The organism is Bacillus sp. ZY-1-1 (genome assembly GCF_003047165.1).
Taxonomy (GTDB): Bacteria; Bacillota; Bacilli; order Bacillales; family Bacillaceae; genus Bacillus; species Bacillus velezensis.
This window is the reverse complement of record NZ_CP027061.1, coordinates 3,372,316-3,395,577: the sequence shown is the minus strand read 5'-3', so window position 1 is coordinate 3,395,577 and position 23,262 is coordinate 3,372,316. Positions and strand designations below refer to the sequence as shown.

Genomic DNA, 23,262 nt, shown 5'->3' with positions numbered 1-23,262 from the left:
ATATGTGGAATATATATAGATGATTTGTTTTTATGTTCTCAAGGTAACGGTATGTTATTCTTTGTTACAATTCGCATATCTTTTTTATGAAATAAGATAAACAACTGCTATTCACTGTCGCAAGAGATGTAAGAAATTCTGAAAGATAAAGGGGAGAGTGGTTGTTTTTTCTTCCGGAAATAATCACTTAGACCTAAAACAATGAAAGCCCTGCCTCTCTTCCATCGTTACGGCTCCTTGTCCGTGCCAGGGTGAATCAGGATTACAAAAATCAAGTGACTATTTCATCGAGAATTCAAGTGTTCGTTGAAGAAAAAAATAAAACAAATTAGATTGAGGAGTAATAAAAGCGGTTAATGTTTAAAAAGTAAGTTGAAGAAGTTGAACGTCTGATCGTAATATTCTGAAAAACTTATCTGTCATTAATCTTAACAGAAACTTTTTATTTGTTTTTCAGTGATTCCTTTAATGACTTCCAGTTCACTAATCAAAAATTCATATGCATTATCCAACATTTTTTTTTTCGCTTGAATTAAGTGCTTTCTCTTTCTTCATACGCATTAAATCACGTACAACTTCAGCGTCTTCTTGTGATTAAACAGGGGATACTAATATTAACTCTTTAAAATCATTCTCATGCCGTCTTGAAAATTGACAGTATACCTGTAAGGGTATAATATTGATTCACAAACATTATCTGGTTAATAATGTAGTGTGATAAAGCGCAGTATGAAATGATAGTGGATAACATGCAAATATATAAATTTCAAAGAAGGAGTTCAACGCATGGAATATGATCAAAAGATTAAAAATCGCTTACGCCGGATAGAAGGACAGATAAAAGGTGTATTGACCATGATGGAACAAGGAAAAGATTGCAGAGAGGTTGTGACCCAATTAGCTGCTTCACGTAATGCGATCGATCGAGCAATGGGTTTGATTGTGAGCACAAACCTTGAACATTGTGTTCGTGAAAGTTTAGAAAAGGGAGAAGACACACAACACTTAGTAAAAGAAGCGGTCGACTTATTGGTAAAGAGCCGATAAAAAAATTCATCAACCTATCATCTTTAAGGTTGACGAATTTTTATATTTATTATAATATACCCCTACCGGTATTTTATATATTGAATTGAATAATAGGAGATCTTTCGAAAAAATTTTTAATTTCAATATACCCCCAGGGGTAATAGTGATTGGTCAGGAGAATAAACATGACAAAACAAACAAAACGCACAACAATTGTTTTATTTAGCGGGGAATATGATAAAGCAATGGCAGCCTATATTATTGCAAATGGTGCTGCTGCCTACGATCATGAAGTGACGATCTTCCATACTTTTTGGGGATTAAACGCTTTACGTAAAGAAGAGCTGATTCCAGTGAAAAAAGGATTTCTTGAAAAAATGTTTGGAAAGATGATGCCTCGCGGTGCCGATAAGATGGGTTTATCTAAAATGAACTTTGCAGGTATGGGCCCTAAAATGATTAAAAATGTGATGAAAAAGCATAATGCACTTACGTTGCCTCAGTTGATTGAGATGGCTCAAGAACAGGGGGTAAAGCTCGTAGCTTGTACGATGACAATGGATCTTCTTGGTTTACAGGAAAAAGAACTATTAGATGATATCGACTATGCTGGTGTAGCTGCTTATTTGGCAGATGCTGAGGAAGGCAATGTCAACTTATTTATTTAATGTTATCCATTGCAAATTGAATAAGTGAAGGGGGGATATAACACTATGAATAGCGGAGTAATGTTCAATACTTTACTCATTTTATTTTTACTTTGGATCGTATTTCGACGTTTTTTCCCATTGCATGGTGTTAAACAAATAACAACTGCTGATTTAAAATCGGAGGCGGAAAACAAAGACAAACAGTTTATAGATGTGTGAACTTCTTATGAGTTCTGTACAAGGCATATTAAAGGATTCAAAAAAATTCCTTTGTCTATCTTGCCTCGTCAAACTCATCAACTTTCGAAAGACAAAGACGTCTTTGTGATCTGCCAAAGCGGAATCAGAAGTGTAAAGGCAAGTAAAATATTGAAGAAACACGGGTTTAAAAATATCACAAATATAAAAGGCGGTATGAATACATGGTATTAACATCCAGGAAATAACTTTTTGCATATTTATATACCCCCGCCCCTATATAAGAAAAGGAGGAAAAAAATCGTGAAAGCAAATATTGTATTAGACGCTAAAGGTTTGTCATGCCCAATGCCTATCGTAAAAACAAAGAAGAAAATAAAAGAATTAAAAGCTGGTGACCTATTAGAAATTCAAGCAACAGATAAAGGATCGGCGGCAGATCTGCAAGCATGGGCAAAAAGCTCAGGCCATGAATATTTAGGTACTGAAACAGAGGGAGAAGTCCTTCGTCACTTTCTTCGAAAAGGAGGAGAGCATTCATCAGAAAATGCATCTTCAATTCCTGAGATTTCATTAGAAGCTTTCACACAGAAAGTGGATCGTGATGAGTCTCTTCACATTTTAGATGTACGAGAGATAGAGGAGTATGAAGAAGCCCATATCCCCGGAGCGGTGCATATCCCTCTTGGCGAAGTGGAAAAGCGCTTTAACGAATTAAACAAAAATGATGAAATTTATATTATTTGCCATTCAGGAAGAAGAAGTGAAATGGCAGCTCACACCATGAAAAAACAAGGTTTTAAAAAGGTTATTAATGTTATTCCCGGTATGCGGGACTGGACAGGTAAAACAGAAAAAGGAGGTATGTAAACATGACCGTGCAAGCACTTACCGCAAAAGAAGTCACACAAAAAATCTTTCACAAAGAACCTTTATTTATTTTGGATGTACGTAATGAAAATGACTTTAGCGATTGGAAGATTGAAGGACATGATTTTGACCATTTAAATGTACCGTATTTCGATCTTTTAGATGGCGTAGAAGATATCTTGGAGAAAATTCCTTCTGATAAAGATGTGCTGGTCGTTTGTGCAAAAGAAGGTTCATCTGTCATGGTATCCGAAATGCTTTCTGAAGCAGGTCATTCTGTATCCTATCTTAAGGGCGGAATGAAAGCATGGAGCGAACATTTAGAGCCGGTAAAAGTCGGGGATTTAAAAGATGGCGGTGAGATGTATCAGTTTGTTCGAATCGGTAAAGGCTGCCTATCATACATGGTCATTTCCAATGGTGAAGCGGCGATTATTGATGCGACACGTATGGTAGATTTCTTTATGGATTTTGCGAAGGAGAAGAGTGCGACGATTACTCACGTATTTGATACACACCTTCACGCGGACCATATTTCAGGCGGCAGAGTCATTGCTGAAAAAACAAAAGCAGCCTACTGGTTACCGCCTAAAGATGCTGAAGAAGCGGTATTCGATTATCAGCCGTTGGAAGAAGGGAACGACATGACCATCGGAAATACAAAGATTAAAATTCAACCGATTTATTCTCCGGGGCACACGATTGGTTCCACTTCTTTCATTGTCGATGATCAGTATCTTCTTTCAGGTGATATCTTGTTTATTGATTCAATTGGCAGACCAGACTTAGCCGGTATGGCAGAAGATTGGGCAGGAGATTTAAGAACAACGCTTTATAGCCGTTACAACGCGTTGTCACAGGATTTAATTGTATTACCGGCACACTTTATGATCATTGACGAGCTAAATAAGGATGGAAGTGTTGGTAAAAAACTAAGTACATTATTTAGCGAGAACCATGGTTTGAACATTGCGGATGAAACAGAATTCAGACACTTAGTAACAGATCATTTGCCTCCGCAGCCAAATGCATACCAAGAGATTCGAGAAACAAACATGGGGAAAATCAGCCCAGATGAAGAAAAACAGCGTGAAATGGAGATTGGTCCAAACCGCTGTGCAATACGGTAACTCAAGTTTCTATTAAAAAGAGGAGAGATGAACATGAAATCAGATAAAGTATTAGACGCAAAAGGCCTGGCATGCCCAATGCCAATCGTCAGAACAAAGAAAGCGATGAATGAACTGGAATCAGGTCAAATATTAGAAGTGCATGCAACAGATAAGGGAGCTAAAAATGATCTTGCAGCTTGGTCTAAATCAGGCGGGCATGATCTTTTAGAGCAAACTGATGAAGGCGATGTATTAAAATTCTGGATTAAAAAAGGCTAATGAATGTGAAAGGGTATCGAATACAAAGATGCCCTTTTTCTTTGAAAGGAGGAACCAAAATGGATATTGCTTTTATCACAACTCTTTTCATTATAGGGTTTATTGGTGCCTTTATTTCCGGAATGATGGGTATTGGCGGATCAGTTATTAATTATCCAATGCTATTATACATTCCTTCTTTAGTGGGAGTGATGTCATTAACTGCCCATGAAGTTTCAGGGATAGGGGCTATTCAAGTTTTCTTTGCGACACTTGGGGGTGTTTGGGCTTATCGTAAAAGTGGTTTTTTAAATAAAGCATTAATTATGTACATGGGAAGCAGCATCCTTTTAGGGAGTGTATTGGGGAGTTACTTTTCTCATTATATATCTGAAAAAGGAATTAACTTTATATACGGAATTCTGGCTATACTATCAGTTATTTTAATGTTTATACAAAAAAAAGGACAAGAACATAGCGAAGACGAAGAAGTGATATTTAATAAATGGTTGGCTTCGTCCCTAGCGTTTCTCATTGGCGGCGTATCAGGTATTTTAGGAGCTGGCGGCGCCTTTATCCTGGTCCCCATTATGTTATCGATTTTAAATATCCCTGTTAGAATCACAGTCGCTTCATCTCTTGCGATTACATTTCTTTCATCTATTGGCGCAACAGTTGGAAAAGTAATCACGGGCCAGGTTCTTTTTACACCGGCTCTGGTTCTTATGATTGCCAGTTTGATTGCTTCTCCTATTGGCGCATCAGTTGGGCAAAAAGCAAATACAAAATTCCTGCAATGGATTTTAGCGTTATTAATAAGTGCGACAGCTATTAAAATTTGGTTAAAGCTCCTTTGATATGAGTCAGCGGGTAAAATGAAAGATTAAAAGATTCATCACCCGTTGGTTTCTTATTAATTCTTTTTGATAATGGTGACTTGGGCAAGTCTTGACTATAGTACCGTGAAAAACATTTGACTTAGTTGCGTCCAGTATTTTTTTGCATTTAGGACAGCGTTTTGGAACACTATAAACCTGTACGTTTTAAACCGAAGATGGTGATTTTAACAAACATGGCACCCAAGACATGTCATGTAACTTTCTGGTGATGAAAAAAACGACTCCATTTTTACTCCACAATATGAATAAATCTTTGTAAAATAACATGATCAATATAAACAAACACTAATATATAAAGGTTTTGTAATAGAAAACACAGTTTCACTTTATTGATGGCCCAGCGGGTGAATAACCCATTGAGGTTCAAGTCCTCTCAGCCGCATCACAATGATACCAAGGGTTCTGAGGTTTTTGGTATTTTTTTGTTTGCGGCTGCGCCGTTACTTAAAGCAAGTCGTCTGGTTTGCCAGCTATCTTTTTTAAAGCCCTTTTTCAATTAATGAAATGATAAAATAGGAGAAGAAAGCCAGAAAAGAAATGAGAGCAGATTCAGATGAGAAACACAAGAATAACTCATCGTGATCGTATTCGTACACATTTTTACAGAGGAGGACAATTATGATTGGAATACTGGCAGGAATGGGGCCAAAATCTACTGGGCCATTTGTAGATAAAGTCGTAGACGAGTGCCAAAAAATATATGGAGCAATACATGACACGGATTTTCCACATATGATGATTTATTCCTGTCCGACACCTTTCTACATGAATAAACCTCTCAATCATACGGACATGGAAAATGCAATTATTAAGGGTGCTGTAAAGCTTGAAAAAACGGGTGTTGATTTTATTGCCATCCCATGTAATACCGCACATCTCTATTTTAATCAAATAAAAAAATCGATTTCAGTCCCTTTACTGAACATGATTGATGAAACCATAAAAAAAATACCTAAAGGCTCAAAAAAAGCAGCTCTTTTAGCCACCGTTCCTACGGTTCAATCTGGAATATTTCAAGAAGCGTTAAACAGAGAAGGTTATGATTTTTTACATCAAGATAGTTGGCAAATCTATGTCGATCAAATAATAGAAAAAATTAAACAAGGTCAAATCGATGAGGCTGGTACATTATATGATGAATTACACCATGACTTAGCAGAAAAGGCTGATACGGTTATCATTGCATGTACGGATTTAAATATGGTCACGGACCAAAAAAGAAGCGGACTTACTATTGTTGATTCATCAGCCTGTCTCGCTCAAGCCATTGTAAATAAGTATGTATCATTAACAAAATAAGTCATCTGATTTATCAGCAAATTCAGGGCGCTTTTTTTCCTTTAAAGCGCCCGGCTTCGGCAGATGCATGATCCTCAATTACTTCTTTGAATGTAACTTCCCCGTGTTATTGTTCTTTTAACATTGAATACTTTCGATACGTTTTATAGAAACTGCAGCCAAATAGAACAGCCATAAGGGCGGGAAGCGACCTCAACAGGGCAAATGGAGTTTCAAATAAAAATGCTTTCCAAAACATTGCGCTTTCCATACTCCACAGACCTTCAGTTAAATATAAACCCGAATCCTTGTAAATCAAATAAGAATAAAACAAGCACAGTAAACCAAAACAAGATGAAAACCCCATTAGTCTTTTATAATAATTACTCTTTGATTGGCGATCCGAAAAGATTTCATTTTGATCATCATTTTCTTTTTGCCAATACCGAGTTCCGCTAAGCCATGGGCTGTTTATATAAACCCAGCCGAAGTCTTCATAGATCTCTTTGTACTCTTTAAATTTTTTCTTTGATAAATAATCTTGATAATCCAGTCTCATCACATATTTTTTGTCGGTTTTTTCGAAAGTGTATATTCCTAATCCGCTGATATTTGTACAGCGATAGCCTTTTTGTAGTTGCTCGTTCAGCCATTGCTCCTCTTTTTCAATATCAAAAAACATCTTAAATTTCTTCATTCGATTCACTTCCTTCGTGCAGGGATAAAATATGCAGTAACCTGTTTTGTTCCATCTTCAAAATGGCGCTTCCTTCCGCAGTTATCTTATAGACTTTTCTCCGGCCTGATTCTCCAACAGGCTCAATCCAGCCATGCTTATTCAAATTTTCAATCGCGCCGTATAATGTGCCGGCTGCTAAAATAACAGTTCCGTTACTCATCTTTTCGATCTTCTGCATGGCGGCATAGCCATGAAGCGGCTCACGGAGAGCTAATAAAATATAATGCATGGTTTCAGACAGCGGTAATAATTTATGTTTCATATCCTCATCCTCTATTCAGTTCGACTATATAGTTAAACTTAATACAGTACAACTGAATAGTCAATGGCCTTTTCAAAATTTGTAAAAGGAACTTGAAAATCAAATCTAAAAAGTCGCTTTCTTTACGTAATGGGAAGCGACTTCTGGGGCAGTTCTATTCAATAAATGGCCCGATTGAACGCATTAAAAATACCAAGGGTTTGAGTCCCTTGGTATTTTTTGTTCATTGTATGATGATGTAAACTTCTTGCTTATTTAGCGCTGTCGTTCCAGTTTTTCTCTATAAATGTATTCGCAGGCTGTAAGTTGGTTTTGTTTGCAATTTCAATGACAGCGGGAACCACGGAAGGGTCTGTTTTGGAGAAGTTAGGAATCCGCGGATCTAACCGGAAAAAGCGATCTCCCAGCAGATTCGCGCTGACCATGGATTCATAGTAGCCATTTCCGCCGGAGATCATCTGAAGAAATGGCAGTAAAGGTTCATTAGGCGACCTGTCCAAAAGGACTCCCCAATTTGGAGGAAGGTTCTTCAGATTTTCGGGACGTATGTTATCCGCACTTACCATTCCCCATCCCCTCGTATCTCTTCTTAACCGAGTCGGGGCTTCACCTGTACCGATGGATAGCGCCGCAATTTGATCCAATGACACGTTGGCTTTACCAACCGCAAACGCGATACTGGCCGTACTGGGGTTCGTTGCCACTACATATCCGTCCACGTAGTTTTGATAGGCGCGCTGTGTCGCGGGAGCACCGCTGCTCCGCAGTATGACATCACTCACTTTCTCATTTAAATAGGGAGAGCCGGGAAAGTTGTGAAATAATACGGGCGTCCAACGATCCAGTGCCGGGGAGTATAATTTGAATGAAGGGACAACAATTCGTTTTCTTACATCTTTAAGACGAAGGCCTGGCGGGAAAAAGTTTCGTACCGCTTTAATAAAACCGGAATAGGGTAATTGCTGATTAAAAACAGGTCCGCCCGGCCGGGAAGTGCTGAATGCGGGCAGGATTTCATCCTCAAAATACTGAAGTGTTTCCTTCGGAGATCTTCCGCTTGCTAATGCCAGGGCAGTAAATGAACCGATTGAATTTCCCGCAAATACATGGGTTCGGCTTATTAATGCCGGATTTTCTTCAGCCAGTCTGTTCAATAGTTGTAAACTTAAAGCACCTAAGGTACCGCCCCCGTCAAAGGTCATGATCCGATATTTTGCCAAAGCTGATTTCTCCTTTCTGATGAAAACTATCATTCAGTATATGTTCAGCCAGAGTCTATTGTATGGATGAATGAATATCTCCTTATCTTAAAAATAGTTTGATTATCAATCCGGCGAGTCGGGAAAGGATATGTTTTTTATTTGAAGAGGTTTTTTCCGGGAAGAAGGAGAATTATTATTTAAAAATAAAAGGGGGAAAATACTTGAATACAATTGACCTTATTGTTTTACATTTTGAAGAGGTAAGACGGCGAAGCATCAAGTTATGGACAGCTGTACCTGAGGAAAAAATGGACTGGCGCCCGGACTCCGAAGCCATGTCGTGCAAGGAAATGATAAGACATGTATTAGAAGCGGAATTTCTTTATCATCAAATTTTAATGAAAAATATGAGTGAGTTTTCAGAGGAAACTATTAATCCTTATGAATCAAAAACGTTTACCACAGTAAACGAAGAATTAGAATTTGCAAAACCGTATCGGGCCGCGTTTTTGACATTCATCAAATCGTTAAACGAAACAGATTTAACAAATATAAAGATTGACAGGTCTGATGTTGGATATATTCGCGAACTGGGAGACATGTTATTAAGAATCGCTTACCATGAGTCTGTACATACGGGTCAGCTTTTAGACTACCTCAGAACTGCTGAGGTTGACAGGCCTTTAATTTGGGACTAGTTAAATGATTGAGTTTTACACGGGAAGGGGAAATAACGGAAGCCTTAACTTCACCCAAAGTTAAGGCTTTTTATAAATTGTTAAAACAAACATGTTGCCGTTGTTTTAATGATCTGTTCCCCAAACCGCTTTCCGATAATTTTCCGGATCAGTATCACCTTCTGTATTAATGATTAACACATTAGATGACTGATCTAATTCTAATTTCTTCTTTATCTGTTCCATTGAAGTATTTCTACTTAACTCATGCAGCAAACCTAATGGTACGGAACCTGACTCACCAGAAATAATCTTTGGATCCGAATCAATAGGATTACCCAATATTCTCATCCCCAATGCGCTTATCTTGTCATTACAGGAAAAGAAATAATCACTGCTTGTTCTCAAAATGTTCCAACCGAATGGGTTGGGTTCGCCGCAGGCAAGCCCAGCCATCATTGTAGAAAGATCACCGTATACTCGGACAGGTGATCCAGAGGCGCTTTGGGCTGACTGGTACAGACAATTTGCGCTTTCGGGTTCAACTATGGAGATTATGGGCTTATTCCCGCTTTTTACATTTAATAGGGAAGCTGCCATTGAAGCAGCGAAAGATCCCACTCCAGCCTGAAGGATAACATGACTGATTGTATTGAAGAAATCTTCATTTTGTTTGTATATTTCTGCAATAATTGTTGTATATCCTTGCATGATAGAGAGAGGAATTTGCTGGTATCCTTCCCAAGCCGTATCCTGAACTAAAATCCAATGATGTTTCTCAGATAAATCTGCCGCCATTTGAACAGTGTCATCATAATTTAAATCTGTAATGTACGCATCAGCACCTAAATGTTTAATGGCTTCCAATCTCGCGGGAGAAGAACCTTTCGGCATATATACCTTTGCTTTCTGTCCAAAAAGAGAAGCCGCCCATGCCAGTCCCTTTCCGTGATTACCGTCGGTAGCTGTAGCAAATGTAGCAGAAGGAGCGCTTTTTACAAGTTCAACCAATTCGTTAAAATGAATGGAATTAAGGTCGATTTTAAGTTTTTCACAATAGTAAGAAGCAATCGCATATGAAGCACCCAAGCTTTTAAAAGCATTAAGGCTAAACCGTTTAGATTCATCTTTGACATAAAGACTGTTTATGCCGAGATATTGTGCGAGACCTCTTAACGAGTGAAGCGGTGTTGCTTGATAGCCGGGAATGCCGGAATGAAAATGAAGCGCTTTTTTTGTTTCCTCTGCAGAGAAATAGGAAGATTCCTGAGGTAACGTATCAGATCTGAAATGATTCGAAACCCAATCAATATTCGCAAACAAATTTCTTCACCCTTCCAATATGTGATATATCACATTATACATGGATCGGAATGTAAAGCAACTCTTCTTTTTCGCAAACGATATACTGAAATGTGGTATATTACATGTAAAATGATGTTTTAAAGAGGTGGAAACGTGACAATGAACCAACAGCACCAATTAAAACGAACATTTATGAAAGTTGAAGCTTATCAGTTTCTGAGAGAGTGGATTATAACAGGTAAGCTTGAGCCGGGAGAAAGACTGAGAAATCAAGATCTATCTGAGACACTCGGAATCAGCCGCACGCCGGTCCGGGAGGCGTTGCTTCAGCTTGAAAATGAAGGTCTTGTCATAACGAAAGCCAATCGGTGGACAGTGGTAGCACCTATTGACCTGGAAAATGCGAAAGAGGTTTACTCGGTCGTTTGGTCTCTCGAGTGTCTCGCTTTTGAACAGGCACTTTCAAGATTTACGCAAGATCATATAGACGAGATGGAAAAATTAAATAAGCAAATGAATGCAATCATGGAGATGGATGATAAGGTAAAAGCGCTGGAATTGGATAATGCCTTTCATCAAAAGATCATTGAAGTCTCAAATAATACTGAACTGCAGAAATTACTGCAAGGACAAAAAACGAAAATACAGAGAATTGAAATTCGGTATTTCAGTCAAAATCACGCAATGAATGCATCCTGCAGTGAACACTATCAAATATTAGACGCAATGAGGAATAAAGATCTTAAACAAGGACTGAATGCCATAAGGAGTAATTGGGAAAACAGTCTGACTCGAATCATTTTAAACAGCCAATTAAAAGCCTGACAACTCGTCAGGCTTTTTTGTATGAATTTTTCATTTGACTAATATGAGATATGTGATATATTACTCTTAACTGAAAGCAATTCAGTTTTTTATGAAGAATATTTTGAATCTTATATCAATAAGGAGAAGGTGATTATTATGTTAAAAGCAGTTTTCACAGAAAAAGCACCAAAAGCGATCGGACCTTATTCTCAAGGCATTAAAGTACAAGATTTTTTATTTTTATCAGGACAGCTTCCTGTTAATCCAAACACGGATGAAGTTCCGGCTGATATTAGGGAACAAACGATTCAAGTTTTAAAAAATATTGAATCCATTCTGAAATCAGAGGATTTAAAAATTGAAAATATAGTGAAAACGACTATTTTTCTTAAAAATTTAGGTGATTTTCAAGCTGTTAACGAGGAATATGGTAAATATCTTGGAGACCATCGTCCTGCGAGATCCACAATTGAAGTAAGCCGGTTGCCTAAAGATGTACAGATTGAAATTGAAGTCATCGCGTATTCCGGATAAATATATACGAGTGAAAAGCTGCCCGACTTCATGGTAATTCGTGATATTCCAGAGCATGACATTCTTTTTTCGGGAGGATAAATATGTCTATAGAACAGGATGTGGATGTGCGGTGCCGGAGTTCTTCATCGAATAATGCCTCTTATGAAGATCCGGCTAAATGGTGCAGGCAAAATACAATTTGGGTCTTAGGCCTGTTTGGCACAGCAATAGGCGCGGGCGTGCTTTTTTTGCCAATTAATGCGGGAATAGGGGGCATTCTGCCTCTGATGATCATCACTGTTCTGGCTTTTCCGATTACGTACTTTTCTCACAGAGCTTTGGCCAGATTTGTTTTATCAGCAGGTTCTGCAACAGACGGGATTTTAGCGGTGACAGGAGAATACTTTGGAGCGAAAGCAAGAAGAGTATTCACTGTCATTTATTTTCTTGCGATTTACAGCATCCTGTTAATGTATTCAGTTGCCATTACAAATACAGCTCAAAGCTTTATTGTGAATCAAATGAACATGTCAGAGCCGCCAAGGGGTTTAACTGCCGGATTTCTGATAGCAGGATTACTATTTATCGTGCGTTTTGGTCAGGATGCGGTCATGAAGACTATGAGTTTGTTAGTTTATCCATTTATAGGTTCGTTATGTTTGATGGGGATCTATCTGATACCTAAATGGAATACAGCCATTTTGGATGTCACACACTTATCATTATCCGGATCAGGACAAGGGATGTTCATGACGGTATGGATGACATTCCCTGTCCTGGTGCTTTCATTTAATCATTATTCAATGATTTCACCATTCGTTGTAGCTCAAAGGCAGTGTTATGGAGACAAATTTGCTGATGATAAATGTGCCCAAATACAAAAATACAGTTATATATTGATGACGCTTACTGTTTTATTTTTTGTATACAGCTGTGTATTCAGTTTGTCGCCGGCAGATCTTGCTATGGCAAAGAAACAAAACATCTCAATTCTCACTTATCTCGCCAACCATTTTCATTCAGTGTTTATTGCTTGTCTTTCCCCGATTATCGCATTTGTCGCAATTACGAAATCCTTTTTAGGACATTATATAGGAGCCTATGAGGCCATGCGGGATATCATTGTTGAGGTTTTTCCATCAAGAAATAATAAGAAAAAAACAGATTTTATCATTCTGTTTTTTATGTTTGTCACTTGCTGGCTAATAGCTTATATCAACCCAAGTATTCTAGGCATCATTGAAAGCATCAGCGGACCGATAGGGGCTGTTATTCTATTGCTGCTCCCTATGTATGCCATTCGTAAGCTGCCAGTATTAAAAATGTATCGAAATAAAATCAGTAATGTTTTTGTTACGATTATTGGTGTCATCACTGTTTCGGCAATTATTTTTGCTTTATTTTAATTATTTTTTGTAAACGCTTTCTATTTAATGATTATATTGGAGTGGTCTTTATGAATGATATCACAATGAAAGATCAATTAATAAAATGGAGACATGACCTCCATATGATACCTGAAACAGCTTTTGAAGAACACATGACCTCAGCGTATATTGCTGAAGAATTAAAAAAAATGGGAGTAAGCGTTTGTTCGGGTCTGGGCGGAACAGGTATAGTCGCCACCTTAAAAGCGGGAGAAGGATCAAAGGTTATAGGAATCAGAGCGGAACTGGACGCATTACACTTCACTGAAGCAGCAGATCATTCGTATGTGTCTAAAAATAAAGGGAAAATGCATGCCTGCGGTCATGACGGACATATGGCAATCCTTCTTGGGACAGCTAAAATATTGAGTGAAAGACAACATTTTAACGGCACCGTGTGTTTTATTTTTCAACCGGCGGAAGAACCGGGCAAGGGTGCGAGGGCTATGATTGAGGATGGACTTTTTGAACAATTTCCGCTCGATGAAATTTACGGATTGCATAATATGCCTGGATTGCCGGCGGGTACTTTTGCAACCCGCCCCGGGGGAATTATGGCCGGTGAAGATAACTTTGTCATCCGGATTAAAGGAAAAGGCGCTCATGCAGCCCGCCCTCATATGAGTATTGATCCATTGGTCATAGCGTCGCAAATTATTCTCGCCTTACAGACTATTGTGTCCAGAAATTTAGATCCAAGCGTTCCTGCCGTTATATCCTGTACGGAAATCGTAACAGACGGGGTGAGGAATGCGATTCCGACTTATGTGGAAATCAAAGGTGATACGCGGAGTTATTCTCCTGACATCCGACGTTTTCTCGAAGAAAAAATGAGGACTATCAGTGCCGGGATTTGTGAGATGCATGGTGCGGAGTGTCAGTTTGAGTATACACATGAATTTGCTCCAACGACGAATTGGGAAGAATATGTCGGGTTTACTGTTGAAGCTGCTGCCAAAACAGCCGGAAAAGAGAATGTCACTTCTAACATAAATCAGATGATGATTTCAGAAGATTTCTCGGCTTTTTTAGAGAAGGTTCCCGGTGTATTTGTTTTTCTTGGCAATGGGGATGAGCATGATCAAAAGGGCCATATTCCATTACACAGCCCGTCATATGATTTTAATGATGACATTCTTTTAACCGGTGCAGCGTATTTTGCGGAATTAGTTAAAATTCGCTTATCCTAAAACACATGAAACAAAGAAAAACAGCAATTACTGAATCAGTCAGTGCTGTCTTTCTTTGTTTTTTTGTTTTTTATAAGCCAGCGGCGTCATCTTCATGGCATGTCTGAACCTGCTGATGAAATAACTTGTGCTGTTAAAACCAACTTGATAAGAAATGTCTGTCACACTCGCATCTCTTTGCTGCAATAAATATAAGCTTTTTTGAATTCTGTAATCTATAACGTAGTGTAACGGAGAACATTTTAAAAAGCGCTTGAAATAGCGGCAGCACTCAGAACGGCTTAGCTGCCCGGCTTTCGCAATATCCTCCAATGTGATTTTTTCAGCATAATGCTGATGGATCCAGCTCAGCATATTCTTCATCCTTTGGTTCTTCAACCATTCTGTTTCGATACATTCAAGGTGGAAGCAATTGGCGATTAAGTGTTTCCAAACAGACGTAAGTTTCATCGTGATATCTATTTCATAAAAGGGTGATTTTTGCTCGATGCATTTGTGGATCTCTAATACAGCATTCAGAATATTTTTTTCTAAAGGGTCGTCTGCGTGGATATATAAGTAAGGGACATTCGTTGCGTGAATCAAAGGTTTTACATAGCTCGTGTAGAGTTCCTGTGATAAAACGAAATGCGGGGAGACATTTAAACAGATATAAAGACAATCTGAACTGCCATGCTCCTTTGTCATATGCAGGCAGCCGCTGTTAATAAACAGCCCGTCGCCTTGACGGACAACCACCCATTCCTCATTTACTTGGAACAGCGCTTCTCCTTTTATTATAAGCACGAATTGAATTTCATCATGCCAATGAAGGGGAATATATCCGTGCAAATGGTTCTTAATGGTTTTTTCATAGCAAGCAACCGGCATAACAATTGTATGGTGTTTCGTCAAATCTTGCAGACTGTCATCCATCAGAAAGTTTTGCGTTTGCATGTTAAACACCTCAATATACTTATATTTTTAAATCCAATATTGGTATTAAGATGATGAATTCTTATATATCATAACATTATTGTTATATCTATGAAGCGATTGACTCAGTACAGGGAGGAATGCAAAATGGCATCTGAACATGTGAACCTTTACATTAATTCTGAACGTTTACTCAGCCGTCTTAAGGAGCTTGGTGAAATCGGACGTGACCGCAATGACAGACTCACAAGGTTAGCTGCTTCCGATGAAGATAAGGCGGGACGGGACTTATTGGTAACATGGATGGAAGAAGCAGGCTTAGAGGTTATGATTGATAAAATCGGAAATATTTTCGGGGTATGGTACGGTTCTGATCAGAATAATGATGCGCCCATTATGATCGGCTCTCATATCGACACGGTCATCAACGCGGGTATTTACGATGGATGTTACGGGGTTATTTCGGGACTTGAAGTCATAAACGCTTTAAAGGAGTCCGGCTTCAAACCGGAGCGTCCGATTGTCATGGCGGCTTTTACCAATGAGGAAGGTGTGCGATATACTCCAGATATGATGGGATCACTCGTATTCGCCGGAGGACTTTCTTTAGAAAAGGCGCTTCAGACCCGCGGTACGGATGGGACGAAACTGGGTGAAGAACTTAAACGTATAGGATATGAGGGAACAGAAAAGCCCGGCTTTTTAACACCGCACGCCTTTATTGAGCTTCATGTTGAGCAGGGGCCGATTTTAGACAAAACAGGCATTCCGGTCGGTGCCGTTGAGAATTTGCAAGGGATTTCCTGGCAGCGTATAACGGTTCAAGGCGTTTCAAATCATGCCGGGACAACTCCGACTGATATGCGTCAGGATGCCGGGCATGCAGCCGCACAAATCATAACGTATTTGCGCAAACGTGCCAATATGTCTAACGGCCAAACTGTCGCCACGGTCGGAACAATCAGTTTTGAGCCAAATGCTATCAATGTCATTCCATCATTGGCAGCACTTACAGTTGATTTGCGAGATCCGGACGAAAAGAGACTTCAAGAAGAAGAATCAGCACTGGACGATTACCTGAAAGATTTGGAAGAGGCTGAAAACGTATCTATCACATCTGAACAATTAGTCCGTTTCAATCCCGTTGTATTTGATAAAAACATTGTTGCATTAATTGAGCGGGCTGCCAATAAACGCGGACTGGAGTCAAAACGGATGACATCCGGTGCCGGGCACGATGCACAAATGATGGCCCGCATCTGTCCGACGGCTATGATTTTCGTTCCCAGTATAGAGGGGATCAGCCATAATCCTGAAGAATACACGAAAGATCATGACTTGGCTGCAGGTGTCAATGTATTATTAGATGTCGTTAGTGATCTTTCTTCTAACTAAGGAAACGGGAACATCAAGGAATACAAATCGAGATAAAGAGTGAAGATAGAGAGTGTCGTACAGAAAAGCCCTTCTCATCATTGATATCTCTGATGAAAGTTCAATTTTTCCCGGCGTATCAATCATGCCAAAGGTTTAACCGCCTTTGGCTTTTTTTATATCAACTTTTGCGTCTGTTAAAATTGTTTTATAAACGGTGTGATCATATAATTGAATGAAAAAGGATGCATATCATGCCGATCAATTCTTTTGAAAACTATCCGATGAGCTGGAAGCCGGCGATTGATAAAACGGAAAAACCCATTTATAAAGCGATTGCAGAGAAATTAGAACAGGATATATTACAAGAAGTTTTATTACCCGGAACCAAACTGCCTCCTCAGAGAGAACTGGCTGATTTTTTGGATTTAAATGTAAGCACCATTTCAAAGGCTTTTAAAGTCTGCGAGTTAAAGGGTCTGCTGAGTGCCTCTGTCGGGAGCGGGACATTTGTTGCTTATGATGCGTTATCGAATGCGTATCTGCTGGAGGATACAAAGCCGAAGCATCTGATTGAAATGGGGGCGACGCTTCCGGATCAGGCTTCTTATGAGCCGCTGCTGCTCCAGCTGAAAAGTATGCTGCAAGAGGAAGATTATGAAAAGTGGTTTGGCTATGGCCGGACGGGTGAAAGTCTTTGGCATAAAGATGCGGCTGTTAAGCTGATTCGAAGAGGCGGATTTGAAACGTCCGTTGATCACATTTTATTTGCAAACGGCGGGCAAAATGCGATTGCCGCGGCATTGGCGAGTCTTTGTAAACCGGGAGACCGCATTGGAGTTGATCACCATACATACCCAGGCTTGAAAACGGCCGCTTCAATGCTGAGTGTGCAAATTGTGCCGATCAAATCAGAGAACAATGAAATGAGCCCTGTCTCATTTGAGTACGCGTGTAAAAATGAAAATATTAAAGGCATCTACCTCATCCCGGATTATCATAATCCGACAGCGTCCTTTATGTCTGTTGAGAATCGAAAAATGATCGCGAAAATCGCAAAAAAATATAACCGATTCATTATTGAAGATGCCTCGTACCATCTTCTTGGCAAGAATCCGCTTCCGGCAATCGCATCATTTGCACCGGAACAGGTCATTCACATTGCCGGTTTATCAAAATCACTGGCACCAGGGTTAAGGATGGCGTATGTCGCCGTCCCGAGTCAATATAAGGAGCCGATTTCAAAGGCGCTTTACAATTTAAATATAACCGTTTCCCCGCTGTTAGCAGAACTCACTGCACGCACAATCGTATCGAATCAATTTGAAATCTTAATTGACAGTCATCGTGAACAGACTATTCGCAGAAACAAAATGGTCGATCAATATTTAAACGGCTATACGTGTGCAGGTGCTGAGACGGGAATCTTTCGATGGTTGCTGTTACCCGGAAATATGACAGGTGCTGCATTTGAAAAATCAGCCGCACAGCATGGAGTGCAAGTATACGCGGCTGAACGTTTTGTCGTCGGGAACAGTTGTCCGGAAAGGGCTGTAAGGGTGTCTGTCTGTGCACCGAAAACGCTTGGGGAGCTTGAGCAGGGACTGCTGATTCTTAAACGCCTGCTGGATGAGCTTATCTAATATTGTCCGCCATACAATTACTATATTGTATGGTTTTTTTGTGCGTGTTATGATAATCCAAATCTGTTGGAGGTTATAGAAAGGCAGGTCGGATTATGCTTCACAAAGACAGTGCAAAAGGGTCAGATACTCAATCGGCATTATTGGAGCAATTCATAGGTTCTTCTGATAAACAAAAAAGATTATATAAGCGTACTTTGTTTGTCGTCAGTCTTTCACAAATTTTCGGCGGCGCAGGGTTGGCGGCCGGAGTGACTGTCGGTGCGCTTATTGCACAGCAAATGCTTGGTACAGATGCGTTTGCCGGTGTGCCCTCTGCTTTATTTACCTTAGGATCAGCAGGCGCCGCGTTATTTGTGGGGAGGCTTTCTCAGCGTTACGGCCGCCGGACAGGTCTTTCAGCCGGATTTATGATTGGCGGACTGGGAGCGATAGGAGTCATCATTGCGGCTATTTTAAATAGTGTGTTTCTGCTGTTTGCTTCTTTGATTATTTATGGTGCGGGAACAGCGACAAATCTGCAGGCCCGTTATGCGGGTACGGACTTGGCAAATCATAAACAGCGGGCGACTGCTGTCAGTATGACTATGGTTTTTACCACATTCGGTGCCGTTGCAGGCCCGAATTTAGTGAATGTAATGGGGAACTTCGCTCGCTCCATTGGTGTTCCGTCACTGGCGGGTCCATTCATTTTAGCGGCGGCAGCATATATGTTGGCAGGTGTTACTCTTTTCATCATGCTACGTCCTGACCCTTTAGTCATAGCAAGAACAATAGAAATTGCCGGCCAAACACCTGATGATAGAGGACAAGTGACCGCCGACGAACACACAGAGAACAAAAAAGGTATTATTGCGGGTGCGGCGGTTATGATTCTTACTCAAATTGTAATGACTGCTATTATGACAATGACACCGGTCCATATGAGACATCACGGCCATGGCTTAGGAGCGGTAGGTCTTGTTATCGGTTTTCATATAGGCGCCATGTATCTCCCTTCTTTGGTGACAGGTGTGCTTGCGGATAAATTAGGCCGTACTGTAATGGCTGTATCTTCCGGAATGACGCTGCTTTTGGCAGGGCTCATATCAGCATTTGCACCGGGAGATTCTATGATTCTTATGGTCATTGCTCTGTCTTTGCTCGGGTTAGGATGGAATTTTGGTTTGATAAGCGGAACGGCACTGATTGTTGATTCAACTGAAACGTCAACACGGGCTAAAACCCAAGGTACTGTGGATGTTTTGATTGCGTTGTCCGGAGCCGCCGGCGGAGCATTGTCCGGAATGGTCGTAGCAGGTGCCGGTTACCTGACATTATCACTTGGCGGAGGGATATTATCGTTATTATTAATCCCGGTGGTGATATGGTCGCTTGGAAGTAAGGAATAGTATCTTATGTTTAAAAGCAGTGCGAGGCTCCCGTGGTTGAAAAACCCATGAAGCGTAAGTCCTCCCGGCTGCATCTCAATGATACCAAGGGTGTAACGGCCTTTGGTATTTTTTATGTTCTCTTTTATTTTTAAAGTTTACTCTTATTTGCTCTGCTCAATAGACTGTCGTTTTTAAAAAAGGTTCTAAAACGATACAAATGATGCGTTTGAACGGTTGTAAGTTTGATGTATTACAAAAAATAGCTGTTATATCCCTTTATATTCTTTATAGTAAATATACGGAAAATAAATTATCGGTTAAAAAATATTTTTAGTAAAGGAGAGTCATGTGGAAGAAGTTAAAGTTGTATACGCATTGATCAGAAATGAGTTCAATCAGATAGTAATGGCAGATAATCATGAGGGGCATTGGTCACTTCCGGGCGGAAAAGTTGAGCTTAATGAAAATCTAATAGAAGCAGCTGTACGTGAGGTATATGAAGAAACAGGGCTGGAAGTTGAAATTGGGAATATACTAGCTGTTAATGAAGCGAAATTTATAAAGAGAAATCATCACGCCATATATTTTTTACATTTGAAGCAAAAGTTACAGGAGGGAAAGAAGGGATTAAAAATGCTCAAGAAATATTGAAAATAGAATGGGTTGATATTGAACAGGCAAGTCAACGATTGCCTTATTACACCGAAGGGATTAAAAAGCTTATGAAAGGAAATGCGCTGTATAACAATCAGGGAACAATATACTGATAATCCCGTACTTTGATTAATGGTTGTGGAGGGTGAAGGGGTAAGGTACTCGTTCTTCAAGGAAAAAACAAAATAGTAATAATGATTTTTACTTGAACGACACTTAAGAATAATTTAAGGTTAAATATTGAAAAAATTTGTTAATATTATAATACATTGTTTGGAAATGTAATCTTTTATAAGGAGTTTTCTAATTGCGTTGGAGTAAATGGTTCAATATTTTTTGCATAGCAGCATTGGGATCAATATATGGCTATAAATTGTTTACTAACCAAGAAGTCAGTACGGCTCGTGTAATCATAGCTGCTGCTATTATCTTGTGGAACATTGTCGGACTTTTTAGCAAAGAACCAGTAAAACAAACACAGCAAGCAAACTAAAAGCCAAAAAATACTTTCCAATCGTTCAATAAAAAGTTGGTACAGAAGGATGCTGCAGCGTGCAGCATCCTTTTTATCATTTTTACAAAAAAACCAAGGGTTTAACCCCTTGGTTTTTTCGTAGTCTCCCTTTTTACGCTGCTTAAGATAATCGTCAAAATCATTCAAGTTTCATGCAGGCATCCAGATTCTGTTGCAATGATAAATGAAAATTGCCCTAAAAAATGTGCCGGTTCATCAAAATACCAGTCCAAGCTGCAGTTCTTTCTTTACATAGTATGTAGAGATTAAAAAACGAGAGAAGGAGTGGCGTAATGTATTATAACGAAGGTGACGATCAACAGTACGTCCAGAAGAAAAAGCCATACAACGAGGCCTGTGACCTTGGCCATGATTTTGATATGGCGGACGACGATGCAAGAGCGGAAGCGGCAAGAGAAGCAGAAGCGAGAGCCAGAGCGGAAGAAGCCATAGCAAGAGCGGAAGAAGCAAGAGCCAGAGCGGCAGAAGCAGCAAAAGCAGCAGCTGAAGCAAAGGTAGAAGCGGCAAAATTAGCAGCCAAAGCAAAAGCGAAATGTAAAAAACGTCATAAGAAAGAGAAAAAACATGATTGCAAACGTAAGCACAAGAAGAAAAAATAAGAGCTTTTCATCATGTAAAAGATAAGATTCAATGTGTATTGATTTTATCCGTACAGGGGTGCAAAAACGATAAAGAAAAAGATTCTTGTCGGGGGATCAAACAGAAAGATTGCTCAGCAGAACCACGCATGGCAGGGCAAACATAATGTTCTATGGACTTCCATAGTTTGGTCGGGATATCACGCCAATAAATGTAAGTGCCTATCATGGCAGGAGAGACAAGAGTTTCGGCAGCTTGCCGCTCTTGTCTTTTTTTTGTTTTTTTCTCATCTTCGCGTATAGGTATCTATTTTTAAGTTTGCAGAACATCTGTCTAAGAATTTGTCCTATTCCTACATATACTGGTATCGGAATCAAATGCTTATTGGGAGTGAAATAGATGGGATCAGCACAGTTAACGGGACGTGTCATCTTCAAAGGGGACCCCGGCTATACAGAGGCGGTTAAGAATTGGAACCCTTATGTTGATGTCTGTCCGCTTGTCTTTGTTTTTGCGCAAAATTCATACGATGTAAGTAATGCTATTAAATGGGCTCGTGAGAAGAATGTGCCTTTGCGTGTCAGAAGCGGCCGCCATGCTCTGGATAAAAATCTTTCCACGGTAAGTGATGGGATTGTTATTGATGTGAGTGACATGAATAACGTTTTCTTAGATGAAAAAAACGCGGTGGCAACCGTTCAAACCGGCATTCACGTCGGCCCGCTTGTAAAAGGTTTAGCTCGGGAAGGTTTTATGGCCCCGTTCGGAGACAGTCCAACCGTCGGAATCGGAGGAATCACGATGGGAGGCGGATTTGGAGTGCTTTCACGATCGATCGGCCTGATAAGTGATAACCTTCTCGCACTGAAAATGGTAGATGCCAAAGGCAGGATCATTCAAGCAAATCATTCCCGCAATGAAGATTTACTGTGGGCTTCCAGAGGCGGCGGAGGAGGCAATTTCGGATATAACACCCAATATACGTTCAAAGTTCACCGTGCCCCTAAAACCGCAACCGTCTTTAATATTATTTGGCCGTGGGAACAGTTGGAAACGGTATTCAAAGCGTGGCAAAAATGGGCGCCGTTTACAGACGAACGATTAGGATGCTACCTTGAGATTTACAGCAAAGTAAATGGTTTGTGCCATGCGGAAGGATTGTTCCTCGGGTCAAAACCGGAGCTGATTCAATTATTAAAACCTTTATTAAATGCCGGAACGCCGGCACAAACAGTAATCAAAACACTATACTATCCGGATTGTATAGATTTCTTAGATCCTGATGAACCGATTCCCGGCAGGTCTGATCAGAGTGTTAAATTCTCCTCGGCGTGGGCGCTCAATCTTTGGCCGGAAGAACCTATTGCAGTAATGAGACAATTTTTAGAAAAAGCGACTGGGACAGAAACCAATTTCTTTTTTATCAATTGGGGCGGTGCGATAAGCAGAGTTCCAAGCAGTGAAACAGCCTTCTATTGGCGCCGTCCGTTATTTTATACGGAATGGACGGCCAGTTGGAAAAATAAATCACAAGAAGCTTCGAATCTTGCATCAGTTGAAAGAGTGCGTCAGCTGATGAAACCATATGTAACAGGTTCATATGTGAATGTTCCGGATCAAAATATTGAAAATTTCGGAAAAGCATATTATGGCTCAAACTTTGCAAGGCTTCAAAGAATAAAGGCGAAATACGATCCCGAAAATGTATTCCGTTTTCCGCAAAGCATCCCGCCATCGTATAAATAGTTTGATCGTTGTGGGAAACAAAAT

Annotated in this window: 23 protein-coding genes and 3 pseudogenes; 20 read left to right on the top strand and 6 right to left on the bottom strand. The window is 39.9% G+C overall.

All coding sequences use genetic code 11. The features are described from left to right. Positions 1–428: 428 nt before the first annotated feature. Positions 429–591 (bottom strand): annotated as a pseudogene (locus C5I45_RS16940) (CarD family transcriptional regulator); the annotation flags it as partial. Between the two features lie 195 nt (positions 592–786). On the opposite strand from C5I45_RS16940, the gene C5I45_RS16935 reads away from it, so the two are divergent. The 8 genes and pseudogenes from C5I45_RS16935 (at position 787) to C5I45_RS16900 (ending at position 6,315) form a co-directional block, all read left to right on the top strand. Next, positions 787–1,047, top strand: a complete 261-nt coding sequence (locus C5I45_RS16935) for a metal-sensitive transcriptional regulator (protein WP_003156141.1) — start codon at positions 787–789, stop codon at positions 1,045–1,047. 167 nt (positions 1,048–1,214) lie between these two features. After that, a complete protein-coding gene (locus C5I45_RS16930) occupies positions 1,215–1,697 on the top strand; it encodes a DsrE/DsrF/DrsH-like family protein (RefSeq protein ID WP_003156140.1) in 483 nt (160 codons plus the stop codon). A gap of 45 nt (positions 1,698–1,742) precedes the next feature. Continuing rightward, positions 1,743–2,111: pseudogene (locus C5I45_RS16925) on the top strand (rhodanese-like domain-containing protein). A 66-nt stretch (positions 2,112–2,177) separates the two neighbouring features. Continuing rightward, the gene (locus tag C5I45_RS16920) at positions 2,178–2,747 is read left to right on the top strand and encodes a sulfurtransferase TusA family protein (RefSeq protein ID WP_025853721.1); all 570 of its coding nucleotides are present in this window, start codon (positions 2,178–2,180) and stop codon (positions 2,745–2,747) included. Between the two features lie 22 nt (positions 2,748–2,769). Continuing rightward, a pseudogene (locus C5I45_RS16915) lies at positions 2,770–3,877 on the top strand (MBL fold metallo-hydrolase); the annotation flags it as partial. Positions 3,878–3,910: 33 nt separating this feature from the next. Continuing rightward, positions 3,911–4,138: a sulfurtransferase TusA family protein gene (locus tag C5I45_RS16910; RefSeq protein WP_003156135.1), complete on the top strand. Its 228-nt coding sequence runs from the start codon at positions 3,911–3,913 to the stop codon at positions 4,136–4,138. A gap of 59 nt (positions 4,139–4,197) precedes the next feature. Further along, positions 4,198–4,974 (top strand): sulfite exporter TauE/SafE family protein, encoded by a 777-nt coding sequence (locus C5I45_RS16905; protein ID WP_025853720.1) that lies wholly within the window; start codon positions 4,198–4,200, stop codon positions 4,972–4,974. 660 nt (positions 4,975–5,634) lie between these two features. Further along, the gene (locus C5I45_RS16900; RefSeq protein ID WP_003156132.1) at positions 5,635–6,315 is read left to right on the top strand and encodes an aspartate/glutamate racemase family protein; all 681 of its coding nucleotides are present in this window, start codon (positions 5,635–5,637) and stop codon (positions 6,313–6,315) included. A gap of 106 nt (positions 6,316–6,421) precedes the next feature. Here C5I45_RS16900 and C5I45_RS16895 read toward each other — a convergent pair whose 3' ends face one another. The 3 genes from C5I45_RS16895 to cotR form a co-directional block, all read right to left on the bottom strand. Further along, complete coding sequence (locus C5I45_RS16895) at positions 6,422–6,991, bottom strand: DUF2812 domain-containing protein (RefSeq protein WP_024084925.1); 570 nt, start codon at positions 6,989–6,991, stop codon at positions 6,422–6,424. Continuing rightward, positions 6,978–7,295, bottom strand: a complete 318-nt coding sequence (locus C5I45_RS16890) for a PadR family transcriptional regulator (protein ID WP_014304415.1) — start codon at positions 7,293–7,295, stop codon at positions 6,978–6,980. Before C5I45_RS16890 ends, C5I45_RS16895 begins: the two co-directional genes overlap by 14 nt. Positions 7,296–7,546: 251 nt before the next feature. Then, a complete protein-coding gene (gene cotR / locus C5I45_RS16885; RefSeq protein WP_015388659.1) occupies positions 7,547–8,515 on the bottom strand; it encodes a sporulation hydrolase CotR in 969 nt (322 codons plus the stop codon). Between the two features lie 203 nt (positions 8,516–8,718). On the opposite strand from cotR, the gene C5I45_RS16880 reads away from it, so the two are divergent. Continuing rightward, a complete protein-coding gene (locus C5I45_RS16880) occupies positions 8,719–9,195 on the top strand; it encodes a DinB family protein (protein WP_003156125.1) in 477 nt (158 codons plus the stop codon). Positions 9,196–9,300: 105 nt separating this feature from the next. Here the strand turns inward: C5I45_RS16880 and C5I45_RS16875 are convergent, their stop codons facing one another. Further along, positions 9,301–10,497, bottom strand: coding sequence for a diaminopropionate ammonia-lyase (locus C5I45_RS16875; RefSeq protein ID WP_014304418.1), 1,197 nt, complete (start codon positions 10,495–10,497; stop codon positions 9,301–9,303). A gap of 141 nt (positions 10,498–10,638) precedes the next feature. Between C5I45_RS16875 and C5I45_RS16870 the strand changes: the two genes are divergently transcribed. The 4 genes from C5I45_RS16870 to C5I45_RS16855 all read left to right on the top strand — a co-directional run bounded on the left by C5I45_RS16870 (position 10,639) and on the right by C5I45_RS16855 (position 14,419). Next, positions 10,639–11,304 carry a GntR family transcriptional regulator gene (locus tag C5I45_RS16870; protein ID WP_003156122.1) on the top strand — a complete coding sequence of 222 codons (666 nt, stop codon included), beginning with the start codon at positions 10,639–10,641 and terminating at the stop codon, positions 11,302–11,304. 138 nt (positions 11,305–11,442) lie between these two features. Further along, positions 11,443–11,820, top strand: coding sequence for a RidA family protein (locus tag C5I45_RS16865; RefSeq protein WP_003156121.1), 378 nt, complete (start codon positions 11,443–11,445; stop codon positions 11,818–11,820). A gap of 77 nt (positions 11,821–11,897) precedes the next feature. Further along, the gene (locus tag C5I45_RS16860) at positions 11,898–13,208 is read left to right on the top strand and encodes an SLC5/6 family protein (RefSeq protein WP_196479392.1); all 1,311 of its coding nucleotides are present in this window, start codon (positions 11,898–11,900) and stop codon (positions 13,206–13,208) included. Positions 13,209–13,258: 50 nt separating this feature from the next. After that, a complete protein-coding gene (locus C5I45_RS16855; protein WP_014304420.1) occupies positions 13,259–14,419 on the top strand; it encodes a M20 aminoacylase family protein in 1,161 nt (386 codons plus the stop codon). A gap of 39 nt (positions 14,420–14,458) precedes the next feature. Here C5I45_RS16855 and C5I45_RS16850 read toward each other — a convergent pair whose 3' ends face one another. After that, positions 14,459–15,355, bottom strand: a complete 897-nt coding sequence (locus C5I45_RS16850; protein ID WP_071543300.1) for an AraC family transcriptional regulator — start codon at positions 15,353–15,355, stop codon at positions 14,459–14,461. Between the two features lie 126 nt (positions 15,356–15,481). On the opposite strand from C5I45_RS16850, the gene C5I45_RS16845 reads away from it, so the two are divergent. From C5I45_RS16845 to C5I45_RS16815, 7 genes are all read left to right on the top strand, one after another. Further along, the gene (locus C5I45_RS16845) at positions 15,482–16,729 is read left to right on the top strand and encodes a Zn-dependent hydrolase (protein WP_003156117.1); all 1,248 of its coding nucleotides are present in this window, start codon (positions 15,482–15,484) and stop codon (positions 16,727–16,729) included. Between the two features lie 233 nt (positions 16,730–16,962). Beyond that, complete coding sequence (locus tag C5I45_RS16840) at positions 16,963–18,351, top strand: aminotransferase-like domain-containing protein (protein WP_003156116.1); 1,389 nt, start codon at positions 16,963–16,965, stop codon at positions 18,349–18,351. A 92-nt stretch (positions 18,352–18,443) separates the two neighbouring features. Beyond that, positions 18,444–19,742: an MFS transporter gene (locus C5I45_RS16835; RefSeq protein WP_088037521.1), complete on the top strand. Its 1,299-nt coding sequence runs from the start codon at positions 18,444–18,446 to the stop codon at positions 19,740–19,742. Between the two features lie 330 nt (positions 19,743–20,072). Beyond that, complete coding sequence (locus tag C5I45_RS16830) at positions 20,073–20,375, top strand: NUDIX hydrolase (protein ID WP_107994529.1); 303 nt, start codon at positions 20,073–20,075, stop codon at positions 20,373–20,375. 310 nt (positions 20,376–20,685) lie between these two features. Further along, positions 20,686–20,871: a hypothetical protein gene (locus C5I45_RS16825; protein ID WP_015388652.1), complete on the top strand. Its 186-nt coding sequence runs from the start codon at positions 20,686–20,688 to the stop codon at positions 20,869–20,871. 314 nt (positions 20,872–21,185) lie between these two features. Next, positions 21,186–21,512 (top strand): hypothetical protein, encoded by a 327-nt coding sequence (locus C5I45_RS16820; protein ID WP_014304424.1) that lies wholly within the window; start codon positions 21,186–21,188, stop codon positions 21,510–21,512. Positions 21,513–21,891: 379 nt separating this feature from the next. Then, positions 21,892–23,238, top strand: a complete 1,347-nt coding sequence (locus C5I45_RS16815; RefSeq protein WP_003156110.1) for an FAD-binding oxidoreductase — start codon at positions 21,892–21,894, stop codon at positions 23,236–23,238. Positions 23,239–23,262: the final 24 nt, after the last annotated feature.

Coding starts and splice junctions, on each gene's coding strand:
- C5I45_RS16895 (WP_024084925.1), bottom strand. CDS start 6,991: ATGAAGAAATTTAAGATGTTTTTTGATATTGAAAAAGAGGAGCAATGG.
- C5I45_RS16870 (WP_003156122.1), top strand. CDS start 10,639: ATGAACCAACAGCACCAATTAAAACGAACATTTATGAAAGTTGAAGCT.
- C5I45_RS16815 (WP_003156110.1), top strand. CDS start 21,892: ATGGGATCAGCACAGTTAACGGGACGTGTCATCTTCAAAGGGGACCCC.
- C5I45_RS16935 (WP_003156141.1), top strand. CDS start 787: ATGGAATATGATCAAAAGATTAAAAATCGCTTACGCCGGATAGAAGGA.
- C5I45_RS16900 (WP_003156132.1), top strand. CDS start 5,635: ATGATTGGAATACTGGCAGGAATGGGGCCAAAATCTACTGGGCCATTT.
- C5I45_RS16840 (WP_003156116.1), top strand. CDS start 16,963: ATGCCGATCAATTCTTTTGAAAACTATCCGATGAGCTGGAAGCCGGCG.
- C5I45_RS16910 (WP_003156135.1), top strand. CDS start 3,911: ATGAAATCAGATAAAGTATTAGACGCAAAAGGCCTGGCATGCCCAATG.
- C5I45_RS16850 (WP_071543300.1), bottom strand. CDS start 15,355: ATGCAAACGCAAAACTTTCTGATGGATGACAGTCTGCAAGATTTGACG.
- C5I45_RS16855 (WP_014304420.1), top strand. CDS start 13,259: ATGAATGATATCACAATGAAAGATCAATTAATAAAATGGAGACATGAC.
- C5I45_RS16905 (WP_025853720.1), top strand. CDS start 4,198: ATGGATATTGCTTTTATCACAACTCTTTTCATTATAGGGTTTATTGGT.
- C5I45_RS16865 (WP_003156121.1), top strand. CDS start 11,443: ATGTTAAAAGCAGTTTTCACAGAAAAAGCACCAAAAGCGATCGGACCT.
- C5I45_RS16930 (WP_003156140.1), top strand. CDS start 1,215: ATGACAAAACAAACAAAACGCACAACAATTGTTTTATTTAGCGGGGAA.
- C5I45_RS16890 (WP_014304415.1), bottom strand. CDS start 7,295: ATGAAACATAAATTATTACCGCTGTCTGAAACCATGCATTATATTTTA.
- C5I45_RS16845 (WP_003156117.1), top strand. CDS start 15,482: ATGGCATCTGAACATGTGAACCTTTACATTAATTCTGAACGTTTACTC.
- C5I45_RS16820 (WP_014304424.1), top strand. CDS start 21,186: ATGTATTATAACGAAGGTGACGATCAACAGTACGTCCAGAAGAAAAAG.